The following is a 21,079-nucleotide window of genomic DNA, read 5'->3' on the forward strand; positions in this document are numbered from 1 at the left end:
CGGCGGCCCGGCGAAAACTGTAAACGGTATACCGTCAACCGACTAACTTTCCTGCCGTATGATTGAAGTGATTCAGGTTATCCGTTCGGCTGAAATGCAGCAAGTGTTTGCCATTCGAGAGGCTGTGTTCGTTCAGGAACAGCATGTTCGGGCGGAAGATGAGTATGATGAATTTGAAACGAGCAGCCGCCATTTCCTGGCTTTCTGCGACGGAACGCCCTGTGGAGCCGCCCGCTGGCGTACGACGTCTAACGGTGTAAAGCTGGAGCGGTTTGCCGTTTTGGCCCCTTTCCGGGGCAAGGGCGTCGGTCAGGCGCTGGTTCGGACGGTGCTCGACGATGTGCTGAGTCAGCAGCCGGAACCCATTGAGTCGGTTTATCTGAACGCCCAGCTAACGGCCATGCCGCTGTATGCGAAATTTGGGTTTAAAGCCGTCGGCCCGATGTTCGAAGAATGCGGTATTCAGCATTACAAAATGGTGCTGCCCGCTTCATCTTTTCCGGCCTGATGCTGCGCTGGAATGCCTTCCCGTTCGTTCGCTTCGTCGTGGCACTGATGAGCGGAATAACCGCCTGTCTGTTTTTTCCGGACTATTTCCGGCTCGTCGCGGGCTTGTTTCTGCTCGGTTTCCTGAGTTTGGGACTGCTGTTTTTCGTTAGAGAAAAACCCCATGCCGTCCTTAAAGGCATCGCCGGTTGGCTGACCCTGGGTGCCATCGGCTGGCTGGTGACTTCGTTTCATACCCCGCTGAACGACCCTGCGAATCTGGTTCACCTTCGCCAGCCCATTCGGGCGTATGAAGCTGTGGTGGGCTCACAGGCCGAAAACCGTGCCAAAACCTTTCGACTGGAACTTGACGTGCGGAAGGTGTTGACCGGTAGCACCTGGCAACCGGCGAGCGGACGTCTCATCGTCTACATCGATAAAACCGTGGCCCAAAAACCGCGCTACGGCGATGTCTGGCTGGTTCGGGGCGAACCCCGGACGATTGACCCGCCCCTGAATCCCGGCGAATTTAACTACAAACGGCACCTGGCTCACCGGGGGATCTACCACCAGCAGTATTTACGACCGAATGATCGAGTCATTCTGGGCTTTAGTCCTTTAAATCAGTTGACTGCACAAGCATACAAAATAAATACATGGGCCGACAGCGTTTTTACCAGTCATCTCGGGAGCGGGCAGGAATTTGCCATTGTGAAGGCAATGATTTTGGGCGTCCGCGATGGCATCGATCCCGGGTTGCAGCAAGCCTATTCGGCGGCCGGAGCGGTGCATATCCTGTCGGTTTCGGGGCTACACGTGGGGGTACTGTTTGCCGCGGTCAGCTTTGTGCTGGGTTTTGTGAAGCGACGAAAGGGCGGAAAATACGTCTTTGCAGTGATCATGCTGGCATTGCTCTGGTTTTACGCGCTGATGACCGGTTTTTCCGCCCCGGTTTTGCGGTCGGCGTTTATGTTTTCCCTGCTGCTCATCGGCCAGACCCTGGGTCGCGCCAACAACCCCCTGAATACGCTGGCGGCATCGGCTTTCCTGATTTTAGTGCTCGATCCGTACGCGCTGACGACAGCCGGTTTTCAGTTGTCATACCTGGCCGTTGGTGGCCTGACGCTCTGGTACGAAAGTCTGTATCAGGGTCTGACTTTCCGATTCTGGCTGGCCGATAAACTGTGGAAAATAACGGCCATGTCGCTGGTGGCGCAAGTGGTTACTTTTCCGTTGGGCGTGTATTATTTCCACCAGTTTCCCACCTACTTCTGGCTGGCCAATCCGCTGGTGATTCCGGTTTCGTCCGTGGTTCTGATTCTGGCAATGGGATTGCTGGTCGTTGGCTGGATTCCGTATCTGGCTATGCTGGTTGGAAAAGCACTGTTTGCATCGATGTGGCTGCTCAATCAGTGCATCATCAGGACGGAGAAACTGCCACACTCCATCCTGAAACCGCTCATGGCCAGCGGTTTTGAACTAGGGCTGATGTATGCCATCATTCTGTTCGGAGCGGCTTTTCTGTTGTTCCGGGAAAAACGATTCGGCTGGCTGCTGGCCATCAGTGCGGTTTTGCTGACCGGGTCGGTTGGGATGACCACCCTGAATCAAAAAAAACAGCGGTTGCTGCTGGTTCATTTCGTGCCGCACCAGTCGGCGATTAGTTTTGTAGAGGGCAGCAAGGCAGTTTTACTGAGCCGGGATTCGCTGTCGGATCAAAGCCGGGAAGTGACGTTTTACATCCGGAATACCTGGGACAGTCTGGGCGTCGACCGAATCTCGTATTTGCAACCGGGTCAAACGAACCCCGGATTGCCGCTGTTTCAGAACCGGGCCATCACGCTGGTGAACTGGCAGGGAAAAAGTGTGCTGATCATCAACCGGCTGCCTGCCCGGAAAGGGTGGCGATTGCCCGCCGTGGTCGATTATGTTATCATCAGCCGGAACGCGTTGCAATCCTGGAGCCAGCTAAAAGGACGCGTGGCCGCCCGGCATTTGATTTTCGACGATTCGAACAAAACCCCGCTGACGGACCGGTTGCTGGCGGACGCCCGAAAACTCGGCATTCCGTGTCACTCGGTTCGTCAGCAGGGGGCGTATCTGGCGATTTTCTAAGGATTATTTTAAGACTCTCCGAATAAAATACTGGTTGCCCAGCCGAATCGTTACCAGATAAAATCCTTTGGGCAATGATTGCACCTGAAGCGTCTGGCTGTGGCTTTTCCCGGTTTTGTTGCCACTCTGGCTGAGCCATTGTTTTCCGCTCAGATCGGCCACTTCGATGTCGATAATGCCGGTTTCGGTGGTTTCAAATTCAATGGTCAACTGATTGACCACGGGATTCGGGAACACCCGGACTTCGGGAGTTTGATCCCCCAGAATGACGGACAGGATTTTGGAATACGCAATCGTCCCATCCGCATCGACCTGTTTCAGACGGTAATAATAGGTTTCGGACAAGGCACCGAAATCGGTATACCGGTATACTTTCCGGCCATTTTGCGTGCCAAACGGGTCGATGACATCGCCACTGACGGGTGAAAAATCAAGGGCGTTTCCGGATCGTTCAACGACAAAAAACCGGTGATTCAACTCGCTGGTCGTCTGCCATTCCAGCCGAACCCCGGTTTCCAGCGGCTGGGCGCGGAAGTAGGCATACGTGACGGGCATGGCGTTGGCACAACCCGTGCAGTTGGTCGTCACCGTGGCCGAACCCAGGTTGGAGGGCGTAAAGGTGCCGGGGAGACAGACCAGCACATTCGGGGAGGTGGTCAGGGGATTGTTCAGAAAGGTCTGCCCATTCTGGGGTTGAGCAATCGACAGACAACCTTTGGTCGACTGGGCGGTGGTTTGATTGGTACTATTGTTTTGGAAATACTGGGTATGAATTTGACCCATGTTGGCCATACAAATACTGCCGCTGCCGTTGACCCGCGTCAGATTCGCTACATTGACCGTGCCGCCATCGACCACCAGGCTGCTGTTGATGTCCAGTGAGTTCATATTCAACACTCCGCCGTTTTCAACGATCACCCGGACGTTGTTAAAACTGGTATTAGAGGGGTTGGAAAGCGTGCCCTGCACCCGGATATCCCCCGAATTGGAGTTGAGATTGGACAGGCTTCCGGAGTTGTAAATCAAGGTGCCACCGTTCAGGTTGGAATTGGTGAGTGAACCGCCACTCATGCAGACAACGGCCCCGCTGGGAATGGTCAGGTTCGATATGGCAGTGGTAATGCAGTAGGTGCCGCTCGTCAATGTTTGGTTACCGGTGGTTAAAGCCACACAGCCCGAGCAGGAGGGAGCCGGGGGCGCACACTGCGTAAAGCCAAATTTTGGTAAAAATGTAACCACTAAAACGAAAAAGTAAATGATTTTTTTCACGGGAAAGTCTTGATTAATAGATCGATCCCAAAAGTAAATCAGCTTGCATAGACAAGCAAATAATAGTAACTTTTTCTTAAGTAATTCCTGCAAGATGCGCACCGGAGTACAGGCAACTCCGCCCCTCATTGTGCCGTCCAGCCGCCATCGATGGGCAGAGCAGCCCCGGTTAAGGTAGCCGCACTTTCGGATGCCAGAAACAGGCAAAGCGCGGCAATGGCTTCGGCGGGGATGAACTGTTTGAGGGCCTGTTTCGCCAGCAATACCTTTTCGATCACGTCTTTCTCCGAAAGCTGGTGCGTGCGGGCCTGATCGGCAATCTGTTTGTCCACGAGGGCGGTTTTGACGTAGCCGGGGCAGATGGCGTTGGCGGTGATGCCGCAGGGGGCGCCTTCAAGGGCGATGGTTTTGGTGAAGCCAATCAAACCGTGTTTGGCGGCTACGTAGGCGCTTTTGAACTCAGACGCCACCAGACCGTGGGCCGAAGCGATGTTGATGATCCGGCCAAATTGCTGGTTTTTCATAAACGGCCAGACGGCTTTGGTCAGGTGAAAGGCCGAACTCAGGTTAACACCCAGAATGGTATCCCAACGGTCTTCCGGAAATTCCTCGATCGGCGAGACGTACTGAATCCCGGCGTTGTTGACCAGCACGTCGATTCCGCCAAATCTCTCCCCGGCCCGGCTGACCATCGTTCGCAGGGCGGCCGGGTCCAGCATGTTGGCCGGATCAAAAACCACATTGATGCTGAATTCTGCCGCCATCGTTTCGGCCAGTTGGGGGCCGTTGGCTTCCAACCCGTTCAGAATCAGATTGTAGCCCTGCCGGGCAAAGGCCGTGGCAATGGAAAGGCCAATGCCGCTGGTGCTTCCGGTAATCAGAACGGTTCTTTTTTGCATCATTTCAGGATGAATTAGCACCCAAAGCTACAACAGGGCGGGAATAGTTTGTCCACCGAAAGGCGGTTTTCCGGGTCGAATGTGTGCTTCGACCCGGAAAACCGCTTATTTTTGCGAATCCGTTTGTTTTTTAATTCATCACCAACCCGATGTAGTATGGCCTCCTTCGATATTGTCAGTAAAGTTGATTTGCAAACGTTAGACAATGCTATTAATGTGGCAATCAAAGAGATCGCGAACCGGTATGACTTGCGGAATAGCAAAACCAGCGTTGAACTCAACAAAAAAGACCTGACGGTGAAGATCGATACCGACAATGACATGAGTCTGAAGTCGGTGGAGGATATTCTGCTGACCCGCGTGATCAAACAGGGTGTCGATGGGCGGAGTCTGGACTTTACTGCCGAGCCCCACCAGTCGGGAAACCGCCTGCGGCACGAGCTCAAAGTCCGGCAGGGGCTCGACAAAGACCAGCAACGAAAAATCCTGAAACTGATTAAGGAAAGCTTTCCGAAACTAACCGCGCAGGCTATGGATGATCAGGTGCGGGTGACGAGCAAAAAAATCGACGATCTGCAGGCCGTCATCGGCATGTTGCGCCGGGCAGAACTGGAAATATCTTTGCAATTTGTGAACATGAAAAGCTAAACTTTTTTGCTGCACACTGCGTTCGTCAGGTATGGAAAAACTGGAAAAAATCCGTAAAGCCTATACCGACTATGTGCTTGAAAACGGAACCCCACCACCGAGTGTTTTTCAATTTGCGAAGAAGCTGAAAATTTCGGAAGCGGACTTCTATCAGGAGTACACCTCTTTTGAATCCATTGAAGCGGATGTCTGGCTGGCCTTTTTCAAACAGGCCCAGCAAACCGTCGAAGCCGATCCGATTTACCAGACGTATTCGGTCCGCGAAAAGCTCCTCGCGTTCTATTATACCTGGGTGGAGGTGTTGAAAGCCCAGCGCAGTTTTGTGGTGTTTAGCTACAACCAACTACGCCCGTCTACCACCAATCTGTCGCCCATGGCGAAAGCCCGGATGGGAAAACCGTCGGCCCGGGTTCTCCAACTCTTCAAGGAAGCCTTCTACGATTACGTTCGGGATTTACTGGCCGAAGGGCGCGAAAGCAAGGAGGTCGAACCCCGGCCGTTCCTGTCCGACCGCTACGCCGATGGGTTGTGGACCCAAACCCTGTTCATCCTGCATTTCTGGGTCAACGACGTCAGCAAGAATTTTGAAAAAACCGATACCGCCATCGAAAAATCGGTCAACACCGCCTTCGATCTGATCGGTCGCTCCCCGCTGGACTCGTTGTTCGACCTGGCGAAGTTCATCTATCAAAATAAATGATGAAAACGCAAAACCATATCCCCACCACCAAAGTTGCCCGGGCCAGCCAGTTTGTGAAAGCGGGTGTGAAAGTTGGCGGGAATTATTTGAAGCATTACGGGAAAAAGTTGCTCGACCCCAGCCTGACGAAAGAGGAATTGCATCAGGACAATGCGACGGATATTTACAACGCCCTGAGCGAACTGAAAGGCAGCGCACTGAAAATGGCGCAGATGCTGAGCATGGACCGGAATATTCTGCCACGGGCGTATGTCGATCAGTTTGCCATGTCGCAGTATTCGGCACCGCCTTTGTCGGGACCGCTGGTGGTCAAAATGTTCCGAACCTATTTTGGCAAATCGCCCCAGCAGATTTACGACCGGTTCGAGATGGAAGCGGTCAATGCGGCATCCATTGGTCAGGTGCATCTGGCCTGGAAAGACGGCAAGAAACTGGCGGTGAAGGTGCAGTATCCGGGTGTAGCCGACAGCGTCAGTTCTGATTTGCGGATTGCCAAACCGCTGGCGATCCGGCTGCTGAACCTGAATGAAAAGGACATCAACCGATACATGGGCGAGGTCGAATCCAAGCTTTTGGAAGAAACCGACTACGAACTCGAACTGAAACGCTCGATGTACATTTCGGAGCAGTGTGCGTCGATTCCAAACCTGATTTTCCCAAAATATTACCCCGATCTGTCGAGCAAGCGCATTCTGACGATGGACTGGCTGGACGGTTTTCACATGAAGGATTTTCTGAAAACGAATCCATCACAGGAAATCCGCGATCGCATTGGGCAGGCGTTGTGGGATTTTTACAACTTCCAGATTCACGACCTCAAACAGGTACACGCTGATCCGCACCCCGGTAACTTCCTGATGCGGGCCGACGGCACGATGGGCGTCATCGACTTCGGCTGTGTGAAAGTGATCTCGGACTTCTTTTACGACAATTATTTCCGGCTGATTAACTTCGACATGCTTGACGACGAGGCCGCCACCCTGGAAACCTTCCGCAACCTGGAGTTCATCGTTCCGGAAGATTCGCCGAAAGAACAGGTCTTTTTTGTCGATCTGTTCAAGAAAATGATCGTTTTACTCGGAAAGCCGTTTGAGAAACAGACCTTCGATTTTGGGGATAATTCCTATTTCGACACCGTGTATGCGTTTGCCGAAGAACTGGCCCAGGTGGAAGAACTGAAAAACTCGAAAGTGGCCCGTGGCTCGCAACACGGTTTATATATCAACCGGACGTATTTTGGCCTCTATTCGATGCTCAACGAGTTGAAAGCCAAGGTAATTACCCATAAGCCGGATTGGCTGGTTTCCAAAAAACTGCGACTGGAAATGGAAAACGCGGCTTGACAAGCGGGTAAATAGTCTTAAGTTTAGGGTTGAAACCATTGGCAATGGTCAATTGACCATCGTCGATTGACCGTTGACCATAACCTGAGATTGATGAGCAAGCCGCGATTTGACGATATTTTCATGGAACTGGCCGTCAATCTTTCGAAGCGGTCGCACTGCATCAAGGCGCAGGTGGGCGCGGTGTTGACGAAAGAAACCCGGATTATTTCCATTGGTTACAACGGGCCACCGTCGGGAACACACAACTGTGACGAAGAATTTCCGGAAGTCGGTTGTCCGCGCGACTCCAAAGGGAGTTGCTCACTGGCGCTTCACGCCGAGCAAAATGCGATTCTGTATGCCGCCAAAAACGGCGCGGTGATCGAAGGCGCGACCATCTACGTTACGCTGTCGCCCTGCATCGCCTGTGCGCGGATTATCTTCAGTATGAAAATTGCCAAGGTGGTTTTTCTGCATTCCTACGCGCAGTACAAAGGTATCCCGACGGACGAGGGTGTCGAGTTTTTGCGTAAATTCGGGGTAGAAACCGTCCAATACCAGCCCACGGCGGGGTTTGAAACTGTGATTGCGCAGGGCGACCCGCATCTGTAGGCGGTCTGATCGATGAATATATTAGCACATGCGTACCTTTCCGGCGATGACGAGGGGCTGTTGATCGGCAATTTTATCGCGGATTTCATCAAAGGAAATCCCGCCCATCCCCGGCATGGGTTATCGACGGCGGTGCAGCGCGGCATCTGGCTCCACCGCCAGATCGATCAGTTTACGGATCAGCATCCGTTGGTGGAGGAAATGCGGATTCTGGTTCGGCCCCGCTGTCATAAATACGCCGGAGCAGCCATCGATGTATTTCTGGATCATTTTCTGGCGGTACACTTTACGGAAATTTCCGGACGGTCGTTGACGGAATTTGTCCCGGCCTTCTACCAGTTTCTGAAAAACCACCGGACTCAACTGCCCGATGCCGCCTGGCGCATGGCCGGGTACATGATGCAACACGACTGGCTGACGAATTACCAGTTTCTGGAAGGCATCGACCGCAGCCTGAAAGGAATGTCCCGGCGCACGGCGTTCCCGTCGAATCTGGATACCGCCATTGAAGATTTGAATGATAATTACGCTAGTTTTGAGGAGTATTTCCACCGGTTTTTTCCAGAATTACAGCAGCATGTGCGTGATTTTCAGGCGATGAACCCGCCGGTTGTGTGATCGTTTCTTTTCTCGATTTGTTACGTATATAGTGTACCGTTATGACCCCGGCTATTGACCAGATTCTGAAAGACGTTCGGAAGAAGAACTTTGCTCCCCTGTATTTGCTGCACGGCGACGAAACGTATTTCGTGGATCTGATTGCGGATGAAATCGAAAAAGTGGCGGTTCCTGAACACGAAAAGGGCTTTAATCAATTTACGGTTTTTGGCAAGGACACCCAGGTGGGGGCGGTGATCAACATGGCCCGGCGGTATCCGTTCATGGCCGACCGTCAGTTGGTGCTGGTGAAGGAAGCCCAGCAGATGGGCGGTTTGAATGAGAAAGCGAGTCAGTCTTTACTGGAAGACTACGCCAAATCACCGCTGGCTACCACGATTCTGGTGTTGTGCCATACCGGCCCCTACGACGAACGCAAGGCCCTCGCCAAAGCCATCGGCCAGAAAGGCGTGTTGCTCAACTCCAAAAAACTATACGATAACAAAGTGCCGGACTGGATTGGGGACTATTGCCGCCAGCAGAACATAAAAATCAGTCTGAAAGCCATCCAGATGCTATTCGACTACATCGGCAACGACCTGAAACGACTGGCCAGTGAGATCGACAAAATCATGATCAACCTGAAAGTTGGCGAGGAAATCAGCGCCGACACCGTGGAGCGGCTCGTCGGCATCAGCAAGGAATACAATGTGTTTGAACTGCAAAAAGCCCTCACGCTGCGGGATGTGCTGAAAGCCAACCGGATTGCCGATTATTTCGGCCGGAATCCAAAAGACAATCCGTTGCCGCCGATGCTGATCATTCTGTACCAGTTTTTTACAAAAGTGCTGATGGTACAGGCCTCCCGCGACCAATCCGAAAAAACCTTATCGGCTTTGCTGGGTGTTCACACCTTTTTTGTGAAGGATTACCTGCAAACCGCCCGCGCCTACCCGCTGTGGAAAGTGGCCGGAATCATTCATTCCATCCGGCAGGCCGATGCGTTGTCGAAAGGCATCGACGCACCGTCGCTAAATGAAGGCGCTATTTTGAAGCAACTGGTATACGAGATTCTGCACTGACCTTTTGCTCCAGTAGCGGTTTTGCCCCCAACCCCCTGAAGGCCGGGCGGCCGGTGCCGGGCTTCTAGATCCGGTTTTTTTAAGCCCGGCACCGGCCGCCCGGCCTTCAGGGGGTTGGGGGCAAAACCGCTGACAGGGTTAACGCAAAAAACCGCCTGAAGGGGCGGTTTTGCATTTCGTAGCGGGGACGAGAGTTGAACTCGTGACCTCAGGGTTATGAATCCTGTGCTCTAACCAACTGAGCTACCCCGCCAGATTTTTCGTGCCACAAAAGTAAGAAAAAAAACATCTACTCCAACAAACCTTTTTAAGTCTCGTATTAAAATTCTGCTAACTTTGCCACATTACCTATTAAAAATCACTGATATGGAAAACTATAAATTTATTGCGGAATACGAGCTGCGGGCATCTCCGAAGGTCCTTTTTCCCTATATCAGCACGGCTTCGGGCCTCTCTCAGTGGTTTGCATCGAAAGTGAACGTCCGGCCGGATCATCAGTTTGATTTTTACTGGGACAACGAGAGTCACCCCGCCAAACAGGTTTCCATGCGTCAGAATAAAAGCGTTCGGTTTGAGTTTTTGAATGGCAACGACACCCCAACCGGCGAACATACCTATATCGACTTCCGGGTGGATGTCAGCGAACTGACCCAGTCGACGTTTTTACGCATCACCGACTACTCTTCCAATACCGACCCCGACGAACTTAAATCGCTCTGGAACAGTTTAATCGATAAGTTAAAAGAAATCGTGGGAAGTTGATTGCCAATGAAAAAAATTGACAAGCTCATACTGAAGTCATTTTGGGGGCCGTTCGTATTGACGCTTTGTGTAGTCGTGTTTATCTTTCTGATGCGTCTGATGATGTTTTACATCGACCAGTTTGTATCGAAAGACGTTGAATTACAGGTTTTTGCCAAAATCCTCTTCTATTTCAGCCTCATCACCATTCCCATTGCCCTGCCGCTGGCGGTGCTGCTTTCGTCGCTGATGACGTACGGGAACCTCGGTGAATTCTTTGAACTAACGGCCTTGAAAAGCGCCGGAATTTCCCTGACCCGGGCCATGCGCCCGCTGCTGATCGTTGCCACCGGCATTGCTATTTTCTCCTTCTGGTTCAACAACAAAGTCGCGCCCTGGGCGAACCTCAAAGGCTACAGTTTGTTGTGGGACATCAAATCGTCGAAGGCCACGCTGAGCATCAAGGAAGGGATTTTTTACAACGATTTGCCCGGTTACAGCATCAAAGCCGATAAGAAGGACGGCGAAACCCTGCGCGGCATGGTGATTTACAAACACCAGGAAAACGGCATGGAAACCGGAAACCGCGAAATTATTCTGGCCGATTCGGGGCGCATGTTCACCACCCCCGACAAGCAATACCTGATTTTTGAGCTGTACAACGGCAACGATTACACCGAATACACCGATAACACCAGCAGCGTGTCCTACGCCAGCAACGGTTCGCCCAATCAACTGGCCAAGTTTCTGCGGAACGGTTTTCAGCATTATAAGCTGCGAATCAGCCTGGATTCCTATGGGTTGAAACGGACCGACGAGCAGCAGTTCGAATACCACGAGTACATGAAAAACCTGACGGAGCTGGCCACGCTGACCGATTCGCTGAAGAAGGAACTGAAAGCCAGCCTGGCCGGAACGGCGACCACCTCCCGGCAATACTACAGTTACCAGTTCAAGCAGCCGCAGCCCGTGATTGTTACCAACCCAAACACGCCGGTGCCGCCCGTTGTGAAGGCCGGCAAATGGATCGATTCACTGCTGGCGCGGCCGGTGGAGGCCCGAATTCAGGGTGAAACCAACGAAATGGCCCTGTCGCAGGCCCGCAACATGCTTTCCTATGCCGAATCGAACCAGACCTACCTGAAAGAGAAAGGCAAAACCGTCAACCGGTATGAGCTGGAGAGCCACCACAAGTTTACCCAGGCCATTTCGTGTTTCATCATGTTTTTGATCGGGGCACCGCTGGGGGCGATTATCAAAAAAGGCGGTTTTGGTATTCCGGTGCTGGTGTCGATTATTTTCTTCATTCTGCTGTACGTGCTGACCCTGACGGGCGATAAATACGCCAAAGACGGGTTGATTTGGGTGCCGGCCGGGGCCTGGATGGCGAATGCGATTTTGCTGCCGGTCGGGCTTTACCTCATGAAACAGGCCCGAAATGATTCCCGGCTGTTTGACAAGGATGTCTACGTCATCGCCTTTGAGCGGCTGAAAAAGCGGTATAGCCACTGGCGCACGAGCCGCCGGGAAACCCGGGTGGCCTGAAATATTCTGCACCGGTTTTTCAGCAGATAAGAAATAAAATCGTACTTTTGCGTTTCATTCATTTTTTCATTACTATTAGCTATCTGACGATGTATTTAAATACCGAGAAAAAGCAAGAAATCTTTGCTGCTCAGGGGTTCAACAGAACTGCGGAAGACTCTGGGTCGGCTGAATCTCAGATTGCACTGTTCACATTCCGGATTAACCACCTGACAGAGCATCTGAAAAAGCACAAACACGATTATGGCACCCGGCTTGGCCTGCTGAAACTGGTAGGAAAGCGCCGTCGGTTGCTGGATTATCTGATTAAAAAAGATATTAGTCGGTACCGGGCCATCATTGTCGAATTAGGTCTCCGGAAGTAATTCCTACTTTGCATCAGGGAACCCGTCAAACCGGTTCCCTGATTTTATGTTTTACGTTTCGTATTTACGCTGTTTTTTAGATTTTTTCACGTTCGGATGGTCCGACGAAGCGGTCTGCGAGTAAGTTTAGTATAGTTGCGGTCTTTCAGTAGAAACAATCGGTTTATAAAGCGGCAGTCGTGTATTATTCTCTAAAGTATGTCACAAATCATCACGCAATCCATTAACCTTCCAGACGGACGTACCATCACCATCGAAACGGGCAAACTCGCCCGTCAGGCGGATGGTGCCGTAGTCGTTCGGTTGGGCGATACCATGTTGCTGGCAACAGTGGTCTCGAATAAAGAAGGAAAAGAAGGCGCAGATTTTCTGCCCCTTTCCGTCGATTATCAGGAAAAATTCGCGGCTTCCGGTCGCATTCCGGGGAGCTTTCAACGCCGGGAAGGCCGGTTGGGCGATCACGAAGTATTGATCAGCCGCCTGGTCGACCGCGCCCTGCGCCCCATTTTCCCCGAAGATTATCATGCCGACACACAGGTCATGATCACGCTGATCTCGGCGGATGCTGAAGTATTGCCCGATGCCCTGGCGGCCCTGGCTGCATCGTCAGCCCTGGCGGTTTCGGACATTCCGTTCAACGGACCGATTTCCGAAGTGCGGGTTGCCAAAATCGACGGTGCGTATCAAATTAACCCCAAAACCTCCGATCTGGAACGGGCAACACTCGACCTGATCGTGGCCGCAACGGCGAAAGACGTTTGTATGGTCGAAGGCCAGATGAACGAGTGTTCGGAAGAGGAAGTGGTCGAGGCCATCAAAGCCGCTCACGAAGTCATCAAATTGCAGTGTGCCGCTCAGAAAGAACTGGAAGCCGCCGTTGGCAAACAGGAGAAGCGGCTCTACAGCCACGAAACGCACGACGAAGAACTCCGTCAGTTGGTACACCAGCAGTGTTACGACAAAGTCTACGCCGTGGCCCTGCAGGCAAACAAAAATAAGAAAGTTCGGAGCGAATCGTTCAAAGCGGTTTTCGACGAATTCAAAAATATCCTTTTCCCGGACGGCGACGTCGATGGCTTTAAACTGTCACTGGCGAAAACCTACTTCCACGATGTCCAGTGGGAAGCCTCCCGCCGGTTGGTGCTCGACGAGCGCTATCGTCTGGACGGTCGGAAACTGGACGAAATCCGGCAGATCACGACCGAAGTCGATTACCTGCCTTCGGCCCACGGCTCGGCGGTGTTCACCCGCGGTGAAACCCAGTCGCTGACCACGGTGACGCTCGGTACGAAAATGGACGAGCAGATCGTCGATCAGGCCATGCTGCAAGGCTACTCCAAATTCCTGCTGCACTACAACTTCCCGGGCTTTTCGACGGGTGAAGTGAAACCGAACCGGGGTGCCGGTCGCCGGGAAATTGGTCACGGAAACCTGGCGCACCGCGCGTTGAAGAAAGTATTGCCTCCCGAAGCCGACAATCCGTATACGATCCGGATCGTTTCCGACATTCTGGAATCGAATGGTTCGTCATCGATGGCCACGGTTTGTGCCGGAACGCTGGCGCTGATGGATGCCGGGGTGAAAATCAAAGCACCGGTGGCCGGAATTGCGATGGGATTGATCACGGACAATGCCGGTAAATACGCCGTTCTGTCCGACATCCTGGGTGACGAAGACCACCTGGGTGATATGGACTTTAAGGTAACGGGTACCGAAGCCGGTATTACGGCCTGCCAGATGGACATTAAAGTCGACGGTTTGTCGTATGAAGTACTGACGGAGGCTCTGCATCAGGCCAAAGCCGGTCGTCTGCACATTCTGGGCGAAATGAACAAGTCGTTGACGGCTCCGCGTCCGGAACTGAAACCCCACGCTCCCCGCGCAATTACCATCAAGATCGACCGTGAGTTTATCGGCGCCGTAATCGGGCCAGGTGGTAAAGTGGTACAGGAAATCCAGAAAGAATCCGGTACGACGATTGTTATCGAAGAAAAAGACAATGCCGGTTATGTCAACATCTTCTCGACCAACCAGGTCGGCATGGACAAAGCGGTTTCCCGGATTCGGGGCATCGTCACCGTTCCGGAAGTGGGTGAGATTTATGATGGAAAAGTAAAAACCATCATGCCGTTCGGCGCGTTCGTCGAGTTCCTGCCGGGCAAAGATGGATTATTGCACATTTCCGAGATCAAGTGGGATCGTCTGGAAACCATGGACGGCGTCCTCGAAGTGGGTGAAGAGGTCCGGGTGAAGTTGATTGAAGTCGACAAAAAAACCGGGAAATACCGTCTGTCGCGTAAAATACTACTGCCCAGGCCTGCGAACAAAAATCCAGCCTGATTTGTTACATTTTAGTGTACAGAATCAGTTTATGATTTCGTTACCAATTGGACTTGGGTAGGCGTTTCGCCGATGAAGTAGTATTAAAACCGGACTGCCGGAAGGCAGTATTCCGTACATGAGACAGCTAAAGATTTCAAAACAGATTACCAACCGCGAGAGCCAATCGCTTGATAAGTATTTGCAGGAGATTGGTAAAGTGGATCTATTAACGCCCGACGAAGAGGTTCAGTTGGCCCAGAAAATCCGCGAAGGCGACCAGTTGTCGCTGGAACGGCTGACCAAAGCCAACCTCCGGTTCGTTGTATCCGTAGCAAAACAGTATCAAAACCAGGGTTTGTCATTGGGTGACCTGATCAACGAGGGAAACCTCGGTCTGATCAAAGCCGCCCAGCGTTTTGACGAAACCCGGGGGTTCAAATTTATCTCGTACGCCGTTTGGTGGATTCGCCAGTCGATTCTGCAGGCACTGGCCGAACAGTCGCGGATTGTTCGTCTGCCGCTGAACCGGGTGGGTTCCCTGAACAAGATTTCCAAGACGTTCTCTGACCTGGAGCAGAAATTCGAACGCGAACCGTCACCGGAAGAACTGGCCGCCGTGCTGGAGATTTCGGCGGCCGAAGTGGTCGATACGCTGAAAATTTCGGGTCGGCACGTTTCCATGGATGCGCCGTTTGTGCAGGGCGAAGAAAACAGTTTGCTCGACGTTCTCGAAAATGATGGCGAAGACAAACCGGATTCAGGCCTGATCAACGACTCCTTGCGGAAAGAAGTGCAACGGGCGCTGTCGACGCTGACCCAACGGGAAGCCGATGTCATCACGCTCTACTTCGGTCTGAATGGCGAACACGCCATGACGCTCGAAGAAATCGGGGAGAAATTTAACCTGACCCGGGAGCGCGTTCGGCAAATCAAGGAAAAAGCCATCCGCCGTCTGCGGCATACGTCCCGTTCCAAAGCGTTGAAAACGTATTTAGGGTAGACGAATTGTAAGAATACGCCGAGATCGTAAAGAAAAGCCGGGAATGCAGAGATACTTTGCGGACTCGGCTTTTTTTGTGATCGCATTGTACCAACCCCCCGCTTGTTGTGGCTATTCATCAGCACGTACTGAATCTCGTTGAATTGTGTGTCCGCAAGGGCATCAGGCAGGCCGTCATTTCGCCCGGTTCCCGCAGCGCACCCATCACCCTGGCGCTGGCGCGTCATCCGGAAATGACGACCCGCGCCGTGGCCGACGAACGATCTGCCGGTTTTATCGCCCTGGGCATGGCGCAGCAACTTCGTCAGCCGGTGATTCTGGTCTGTACATCCGGCAGTGCGGTCTATAACCTGGCACCCGCCGTGGCCGAAGCCTACTTTCAGGAAATTCCGCTGTTGATCCTGACCGCCGACCGACCCAAAGAATGGACGCACCAGCAGGACGGGCAAACGATTTACCAGACCGACATTTTTGGTAAACATGTCAAACAATCGTTTGAACTGCCCGCCGACTTTGTCCACCCCAATGCCCGCTGGTTCGCCGAACGGGTGACAAACGAAGCCGTCGACCTGGCGCGGGCAGAACCGTGTGGTCCGGTACACATCAACCTGCCGTTGCGCGAACCATTGTATCCGGTTGGTGACGAAACGTTTCAGTACCCAGCCGTTCGGGTGATTGAACAGGTGACAGCGGCTTCGGCTTTGTCGTCGGAAACCTGGCACCGGTTGCAGGAGGAGTGGGAAACCGCCGAACGGAAGCTGATTGCCATTGGTCAGGGTCCGCACAACCCGGCGCTGTTGGCGATTCTGAAAAAAATCAGTGAAGAATGGCGGATTCCGGTAGTGGGCGATGTGATTTCGAATCTGCCACGGAACGGGGAGTTCATTACGCAGCAGGATATTTTTTTGAGTTCTGCCAATGAAGCATTGAAAAAAGACCTCGTGCCGGATTTGCTCATCACCTGCGGACAGTCGTTCATTTCAAAACAGCTTAAAGTATTCCTGCGGAATCACCAGCCCGAGGCACACTGGCAGATTCAGGCGCACCACCGCCTGGCCGATCCGTTTCAGTCCCTGACGCGCCTGATCCCGTATGAACCGACGGCTTTTTTTGAAAAACTGTTTTCGGATATTGACTACCAGCGGTTTGTGAGCAATGACGAGGCCGATTCCGACGACAATTTTCAGGAACAGTGGCAAACCCTGGATCGCAAATCGACGCGCCTGCTGAGTCAATTTCTGAACGACGACACGGTTTTTCACGAATGGGCGGTTATTCAGCGGATTCTGGATGCGTTGCCGGTGGATAGTCAGCTTCACGTGGCCAACAGCATGCCGGTGCGCTACGTCAATTTCTGTGGACTGCCTGAAAATCAGCGAATTGGCGTATTTTCCAACCGCGGAACAAGTGGCATCGACGGATGTTTGAGTACGGCGGTGGGCGCGGCTTTGACGACGGATCAACCCGTAACGGCCCTGATTGGCGATGTTGCCTTTTTCTATGATCGGAATGGCCTGTGGAACAACCTGATTCCGGCCAATTTGCGCGTCATTGTGCTCAACAACCACGGGGGTAACATTTTCCGCATCATCGACGGGCCGTCCAAACAGCCGGAACTCAATGCCTATTTTGAAACGAGCCAACCACTCTCGGCCGAAAATACGGCAAAAGACGCCGGTCTGTCGTATGCGAAAGTATCTTCGTATGGTGATTTAAAAACCGCCCTGGCGGATTTTTTTGTAAAGGCTGATCGGGGTAAATTGCTGGAAATTGAAACGGACCGGTATGTCAACGCTGAACAATTTCAAAGGTATAAGCAACTCATTCAGGAAACATTCAAAGCGGTTTAATAAATACAGCCCCCGGTTTCAACCGGGGGTTTGCAAAGAGAATCTGGAATTTTTTTAACCGTTTTAACGGTTTTGGCGATCTAAAACCGTTAAAACGGTTTCCTAAATCTATATTCCGATTTTCTCCAAACCCACGGTTGGAAACCGTGGGCTGTTAAAAATGGTTAGAATCTCCGTTTTCAGGTTCGAAATGAACTACCGGCAAAACCGGGCGTTTTGCTCTTTCGCCAGTTCGTCGCCCGCAGTGCCGCCCGTTTTCCAGGTTTGACACGCCTTTGCCACATCGCCCGCTTGCTGATAAGCCTGACCCAGATAAGCATACACATTTTCGACCGAAGCATCGAGCCGCTCGGCTTCTTTCAGTGCCGCGATGGCCGGAGTGGGTTGATTTTTTGCCAGGTAATACAGACCCAGATTCCGGTGCGCCCAGCCGTTCTGGTCATCCAGTTTAATGGATTGCTGGATGAGTTTCAGGGCATCGTCCGGGCGGTTGGTTTGGAGCAGCAGATAGCCTTTGTTGTTGAGGTAATACGGCTGGGTGGGTTGCAGTGCTAACGCCTTGTCAGTCAGTTGTAACGCTTCGACATATTTCTTTTCCCGGCTTAAAATCTGCCCCAGGTTATTAAACGCAAAATGTTGTTTTGGATCGAGCTGGGTTGCCTGCTGGAAGTCGGTTTTGGCCAAATCGAATTGTTTCTGGTTGAAGTACAACACGCCCCGGTTGGTCAGGGCTTCGGCGTTTTTGGGGTCCAGCGCGAGGGCTTTTTCGTAGGCAGCCTGTGCCGCTGAAAGGCGGTTTTGCTTGACCTGCAGATTGCCCAGCCGTACATAATAATAGGTCGAATCCCGATAAACCGGCAGAATTTTGGTCAAATCGTCGCTACTTCCTTGGAGATCGTTCAGATCCGACCGAACTTCGGCGCGGTTGAAGTAGGCCTGCCAGAATTCGGCGTCTTTGTCAACCGCCCGGTCGTAGTCGGCCAGAGCCGCCTGGAGATCGCCGAGCCGGTACTGCGCCAATCCGCGATTGAGGTAGGCATCAGCAAAATCAGGATTTTTTTCAATCGCTTCGTTGTAAAACCGGATCGCCTGCCGGTATTCGCCGGTTTTGAACGAAACGTTTCCCCGTTGAAAAAAAAGCGCCGATTCGTCTTTGTCCGAGTTCGAACAGGCGAATAAGAATGAACAATGAATAATGAATAACGAATATTGAATAACGAATGTTGAATAACGAAAGGGTGTATGGGAGGGGATGGAAGCCATGATTTGGTAATTTGGCATTGAATAAGTAACCTAACACTGTTAAATGGTAACAAAATGCGGTATATCAAAGAAATTTCGCATCCGGCCTTCCGGATTGGTCTCTACTTCTGGAACAACAAATACCTGATCAAGATCGAAGCCGGTTTGTATGAACAGACCTACAAGATCAGCGAAATGGAGGTCAGTTCCGATGAAGAAGTGATTCAGTTACTGGACGAACCGTTCATGCAACGGGTGAACGAGCGGTTTGGTCAGATGCACGAAGATTTTATGGATACAATCGAACGGCACGAATACTAGACTAAATGCTCGTTACCGAAAGCCATTTTTTGTACAATGCCCGCTGCCCGTCCGTCGGATTCGCAACCGGCTCGATCCGAAAAGCGGCCAGCGGATTTCCCGTCAGTTTGGCGGATACGGTTTTTAGTTCACCACCCCGATTCACCAGCACCTGAATGGTTTGGTCGGGATGATAGGTGTCCAGTATTTTTTCCAGATCGTTGTTGACCCGTCGGTTGTCGATCGACAGAATTTCGTCATTAACATTCAACCCACTGATCCAGGCGGGTGAATCGCGACGAACGGCGGAAACCGTCAGTTTGCCATCGGCATATTTCGTCATCGCACCCAGGTAGGCGTCCTGTTTGCTGGCGCTGGCGTCCACCAGGTTCAGCCCCACCGGATTCAGAAACGCATTGTAATCGATTTTTTCGGTTCCGAACACGTATTTCTGAAAGAAATCTTCCATTTTGCGGCCCGCAACCTGTTCGACGGCCTGCTGAAATTCGGCATCCGTAAACCCGCGTTTCAGCTTTTTGTAATAAGTCGAATATAACAGGCGCATCACATCGTCGAGGTTTTTCTGGCCATTGGTGTTCGATACGATCGCCAGGTTCAGCAAACTGCCGAGTACACTGCCTTTGCTGTAGTACGAAATGGTGCTGTTCATCGAATTTTCATTGGGCCGATACAGCTTGATCCAGGCATCGAGACTGGCTTCGGTCACCGATTGCACCTCGTTTCCGGGTAAATTCTCGATGCCGGAGATTTCACTGCCCACGGAACGCAGGTAGGCTTCCGACGTCAGAAAACCGCTCCGTTTCAGAATCATGGACTGGTAAAACGTCGTGATGCCCTCCGAAACCCACAGCAGATGGGTGTAATTTTCATTTTCGTAATCGAACGGGCCGAGGGCCTTGGGGCGAATGCGCTTGACGTTCCAGAGGTGAAAGTATTCGTGGGCAACCAGACTCAACAGATTCTGGTAAAGCTGACCGTTCAAAAACGCGTTGCGGGTAATTTGCAGGGTCGTGGAGTTGGCATGTTCCAAACCGCCCCCGCCGGTGGGCGTCTGGTGGATGATAAAGGTGTAGTCCTTGCAGGGATGTTCGCCAATGACCTTGAAGGCTTCTTCACAAACCCGTTTCATATCGTCGGCCAGCCGGGTTTCGTCATACAGTTTCTCGCCGTATACCGCCACCGTGTGGGGAACACCGGCTGCCGTGAACGAAAACGTATGCTGGTTTCCGATTTCAATGGGGCTGTCGACCAGCACATCATAATCGGCGGCTTCGTAGGTGTTGGGTTGTCCGGTGACGCTGGCCAGACCGGTGTTGATTTTTTTCCAGTCATGGTATGGCTGAATCCGGAGCCGGTGGGGCTGGTTTCGCAGGTGATCGATGTAGAGGAAGATGCTCGCACCATTCAGATACCCGTGGGATGCGTCAATAAAACTGGTCCGTACGCTAAGTTCGTAGGCGTAGACTTTGTAGCGAATCGTAAGCGGGCTGGCCGTGGAATAGATGCGCCAGGTATTTTTCCGGATTTTCTCGGAGCGCACCGGTTTGTCACCCACCGAGGCCCGAAACCCTTCCACATTTTTGGCATACTCCCGAATCAGGTAAGAACCGGGTGTCCAAACCGGCATTTTTACGTCGATGTAGTCCTTAGAACCCGTTTTGGATTCAGTTGAAGCTCCGCTTACCTGCATTTCCACTTCAAAATAATGGGTTTGCGGTTCGGGCATCGACAGGGTATAGGTAATCGCGGGAAGCGTTGCGAGCGGGGGTATGGAAGGAACTTCCGGTGCCGGAAAAGCCGCGTGGACGAAAGCCGGCAGGCAGAGTAAAAAGAAAAGCCAATGATTTTTTTTCATACGGAAATGCGTGTACTTTCGTTTTCAGATGGTAGAAACCCGTTCTTACGACTGACAAAAGTAATAACGTAACTACGATAAATAAAATCTGTTTAACCCCAACGT

General features: G+C 52.1%; 19 protein-coding genes and 1 tRNA gene. 15 read left to right on the forward strand and 5 right to left on the reverse strand.

Translation table 11 applies throughout. From position 1 onward, the window contains the following. The first annotated feature begins 58 nt into the window (after window positions 1-58). Both ACO064_RS30420 and ACO064_RS30425 read left to right on the forward strand, forming a co-directional pair. On the forward strand, window positions 59-508 hold the full coding sequence (locus tag ACO064_RS30420) for a GNAT family N-acetyltransferase (RefSeq protein ID WP_421830927.1): 450 nt from the start codon (window positions 59-61) through the stop codon (window positions 506-508). Beyond that, window positions 454-2,601, forward strand: a complete 2,148-nt coding sequence (locus tag ACO064_RS30425) for a ComEC/Rec2 family competence protein (protein ID WP_421830928.1) — start codon at window positions 454-456, stop codon at window positions 2,599-2,601. Before ACO064_RS30420 ends, ACO064_RS30425 begins: the two co-directional genes overlap by 55 nt. 3 nt (window positions 2,602-2,604) lie before the next feature. Here ACO064_RS30425 and ACO064_RS30430 read toward each other — a convergent pair whose 3' ends face one another. Next, on the reverse strand, window positions 2,605-3,870 hold the full coding sequence (locus tag ACO064_RS30430; RefSeq protein WP_421830929.1) for a T9SS type A sorting domain-containing protein: 1,266 nt from the start codon (window positions 3,868-3,870) through the stop codon (window positions 2,605-2,607). Between the two features lie 125 nt (window positions 3,871-3,995). Continuing rightward, window positions 3,996-4,772, reverse strand: a complete 777-nt coding sequence (locus ACO064_RS30435) for a 3-hydroxybutyrate dehydrogenase (RefSeq protein WP_421830930.1) — start codon at window positions 4,770-4,772, stop codon at window positions 3,996-3,998. A 153-nt stretch (window positions 4,773-4,925) separates the two neighbouring features. On the opposite strand from ACO064_RS30435, the gene ACO064_RS30440 reads away from it, so the two are divergent. From ACO064_RS30440 to holA, 6 genes are all read left to right on the forward strand, one after another. After that, window positions 4,926-5,417 (forward strand): YajQ family cyclic di-GMP-binding protein, encoded by a 492-nt coding sequence (locus ACO064_RS30440; RefSeq protein ID WP_114406595.1) that lies wholly within the window; start codon window positions 4,926-4,928, stop codon window positions 5,415-5,417. Window positions 5,418-5,448: 31 nt separating this feature from the next. Continuing rightward, window positions 5,449-6,117 carry a TetR family transcriptional regulator C-terminal domain-containing protein gene (locus ACO064_RS30445; RefSeq protein ID WP_421830931.1) on the forward strand — a complete coding sequence of 223 codons (669 nt, stop codon included), beginning with the start codon at window positions 5,449-5,451 and terminating at the stop codon, window positions 6,115-6,117. After that, entirely contained in the window at window positions 6,117-7,460 is a 1,344-nt protein-coding gene (locus ACO064_RS30450) for an ABC1 kinase family protein (RefSeq protein ID WP_421831085.1), read from the forward strand. Before ACO064_RS30445 ends, ACO064_RS30450 begins: the two co-directional genes overlap by 1 nt. A 93-nt stretch (window positions 7,461-7,553) precedes the next feature. Beyond that, window positions 7,554-8,054, forward strand: coding sequence for a deoxycytidylate deaminase (locus ACO064_RS30455; RefSeq protein WP_421830932.1), 501 nt, complete (start codon window positions 7,554-7,556; stop codon window positions 8,052-8,054). 12 nt (window positions 8,055-8,066) lie between these two features. Next, window positions 8,067-8,672 carry an ACP phosphodiesterase gene (locus ACO064_RS30460; protein ID WP_421830933.1) on the forward strand — a complete coding sequence of 202 codons (606 nt, stop codon included), beginning with the start codon at window positions 8,067-8,069 and terminating at the stop codon, window positions 8,670-8,672. A 41-nt stretch (window positions 8,673-8,713) separates the two neighbouring features. Beyond that, window positions 8,714-9,733 (forward strand): DNA polymerase III subunit delta, encoded by a 1,020-nt coding sequence (gene holA / locus ACO064_RS30465; protein WP_421830934.1) that lies wholly within the window; start codon window positions 8,714-8,716, stop codon window positions 9,731-9,733. A 179-nt stretch (window positions 9,734-9,912) separates the two neighbouring features. Here holA and ACO064_RS30470 read toward each other — a convergent pair. Further along, window positions 9,913-9,986, reverse strand: a tRNA-Met gene (locus ACO064_RS30470). Between the two features lie 113 nt (window positions 9,987-10,099). On the opposite strand from ACO064_RS30470, the gene ACO064_RS30475 reads away from it, so the two are divergent. The 6 genes from ACO064_RS30475 (at window position 10,100) to menD (ending at window position 17,556) form a co-directional block, all read left to right on the forward strand. Then, complete coding sequence (locus tag ACO064_RS30475; RefSeq protein WP_114406601.1) at window positions 10,100-10,495, forward strand: START-like domain-containing protein; 396 nt, start codon at window positions 10,100-10,102, stop codon at window positions 10,493-10,495. A 6-nt stretch (window positions 10,496-10,501) separates the two neighbouring features. Beyond that, on the forward strand, window positions 10,502-12,019 hold the full coding sequence (locus ACO064_RS30480) for an LptF/LptG family permease (protein WP_421830935.1): 1,518 nt from the start codon (window positions 10,502-10,504) through the stop codon (window positions 12,017-12,019). A gap of 89 nt (window positions 12,020-12,108) precedes the next feature. After that, complete coding sequence (gene rpsO / locus ACO064_RS30485; protein WP_114406728.1) at window positions 12,109-12,384, forward strand: 30S ribosomal protein S15; 276 nt, start codon at window positions 12,109-12,111, stop codon at window positions 12,382-12,384. A 198-nt stretch (window positions 12,385-12,582) separates the two neighbouring features. Beyond that, entirely contained in the window at window positions 12,583-14,724 is a 2,142-nt protein-coding gene (pnp, locus tag ACO064_RS30490) for a polyribonucleotide nucleotidyltransferase (protein ID WP_421830936.1), read from the forward strand. Between the two features lie 118 nt (window positions 14,725-14,842). Then, window positions 14,843-15,706 carry a sigma-70 family RNA polymerase sigma factor gene (locus ACO064_RS30495; protein WP_038118528.1) on the forward strand — a complete coding sequence of 288 codons (864 nt, stop codon included), beginning with the start codon at window positions 14,843-14,845 and terminating at the stop codon, window positions 15,704-15,706. 107 nt (window positions 15,707-15,813) lie between these two features. After that, the gene (gene menD / locus ACO064_RS30500; RefSeq protein WP_421830937.1) at window positions 15,814-17,556 is read left to right on the forward strand and encodes a 2-succinyl-5-enolpyruvyl-6-hydroxy-3-cyclohexene-1-carboxylic-acid synthase; all 1,743 of its coding nucleotides are present in this window, start codon (window positions 15,814-15,816) and stop codon (window positions 17,554-17,556) included. Between the two features lie 195 nt (window positions 17,557-17,751). Here menD and ACO064_RS30505 read toward each other — a convergent pair whose 3' ends face one another. After that, window positions 17,752-18,819, reverse strand: coding sequence for a tetratricopeptide repeat protein (locus ACO064_RS30505; RefSeq protein WP_421830938.1), 1,068 nt, complete (start codon window positions 18,817-18,819; stop codon window positions 17,752-17,754). Between the two features lie 54 nt (window positions 18,820-18,873). On the opposite strand from ACO064_RS30505, the gene ACO064_RS30510 reads away from it, so the two are divergent. Then, window positions 18,874-19,119, forward strand: a complete 246-nt coding sequence (locus tag ACO064_RS30510; protein ID WP_421830939.1) for a hypothetical protein — start codon at window positions 18,874-18,876, stop codon at window positions 19,117-19,119. Between the two features lies 1 nt (window position 19,120). On the opposite strand, the gene ACO064_RS30515 is transcribed toward ACO064_RS30510, so the two are convergent. After that, on the reverse strand, window positions 19,121-20,974 hold the full coding sequence (locus tag ACO064_RS30515; RefSeq protein ID WP_421830940.1) for a M61 family metallopeptidase: 1,854 nt from the start codon (window positions 20,972-20,974) through the stop codon (window positions 19,121-19,123). Window positions 20,975-21,079 lie beyond the last annotated feature (105 nt).

This window comes from Larkinella sp. (assembly GCF_965227735.1).
Taxonomy (GTDB): Bacteria; Bacteroidota; Bacteroidia; order Cytophagales; family Spirosomataceae; genus Larkinella.

Bases quoted from the DNA above. Each gene is read 5' to 3' on its own strand.
- ACO064_RS30455 (WP_421830932.1), top strand. From the start codon at position 7,554: ATGAGCAAGCCGCGATTTGACGATATTTTCATGGAACTGGCCGTCAAT.
- ACO064_RS30435 (WP_421830930.1), bottom strand. From the start codon at position 4,772: ATGATGCAAAAAAGAACCGTTCTGATTACCGGAAGCACCAGCGGCATT.
- pnp (WP_421830936.1), top strand. From the start codon at position 12,583: ATGTCACAAATCATCACGCAATCCATTAACCTTCCAGACGGACGTACC.
- ACO064_RS30495 (WP_038118528.1), top strand. From the start codon at position 14,843: ATGAGACAGCTAAAGATTTCAAAACAGATTACCAACCGCGAGAGCCAA.
- rpsO (WP_114406728.1), top strand. From the start codon at position 12,109: ATGTATTTAAATACCGAGAAAAAGCAAGAAATCTTTGCTGCTCAGGGG.
- ACO064_RS30420 (WP_421830927.1), top strand. From the start codon at position 59: ATGATTGAAGTGATTCAGGTTATCCGTTCGGCTGAAATGCAGCAAGTG.
- ACO064_RS30475 (WP_114406601.1), top strand. From the start codon at position 10,100: ATGGAAAACTATAAATTTATTGCGGAATACGAGCTGCGGGCATCTCCG.
- ACO064_RS30515 (WP_421830940.1), bottom strand. From the start codon at position 20,974: ATGAAAAAAAATCATTGGCTTTTCTTTTTACTCTGCCTGCCGGCTTTC.
- ACO064_RS30505 (WP_421830938.1), bottom strand. From the start codon at position 18,819: ATGGCTTCCATCCCCTCCCATACACCCTTTCGTTATTCAACATTCGTT.
- ACO064_RS30450 (WP_421831085.1), top strand. From the start codon at position 6,117: ATGAAAACGCAAAACCATATCCCCACCACCAAAGTTGCCCGGGCCAGC.
- ACO064_RS30425 (WP_421830928.1), top strand. From the start codon at position 454: ATGCGGTATTCAGCATTACAAAATGGTGCTGCCCGCTTCATCTTTTCC.
- ACO064_RS30440 (WP_114406595.1), top strand. From the start codon at position 4,926: ATGGCCTCCTTCGATATTGTCAGTAAAGTTGATTTGCAAACGTTAGAC.
- ACO064_RS30510 (WP_421830939.1), top strand. From the start codon at position 18,874: ATGCGGTATATCAAAGAAATTTCGCATCCGGCCTTCCGGATTGGTCTC.
- ACO064_RS30460 (WP_421830933.1), top strand. From the start codon at position 8,067: ATGAATATATTAGCACATGCGTACCTTTCCGGCGATGACGAGGGGCTG.
- ACO064_RS30480 (WP_421830935.1), top strand. From the start codon at position 10,502: ATGAAAAAAATTGACAAGCTCATACTGAAGTCATTTTGGGGGCCGTTC.
- ACO064_RS30445 (WP_421830931.1), top strand. From the start codon at position 5,449: ATGGAAAAACTGGAAAAAATCCGTAAAGCCTATACCGACTATGTGCTT.
- holA (WP_421830934.1), top strand. From the start codon at position 8,714: ATGACCCCGGCTATTGACCAGATTCTGAAAGACGTTCGGAAGAAGAAC.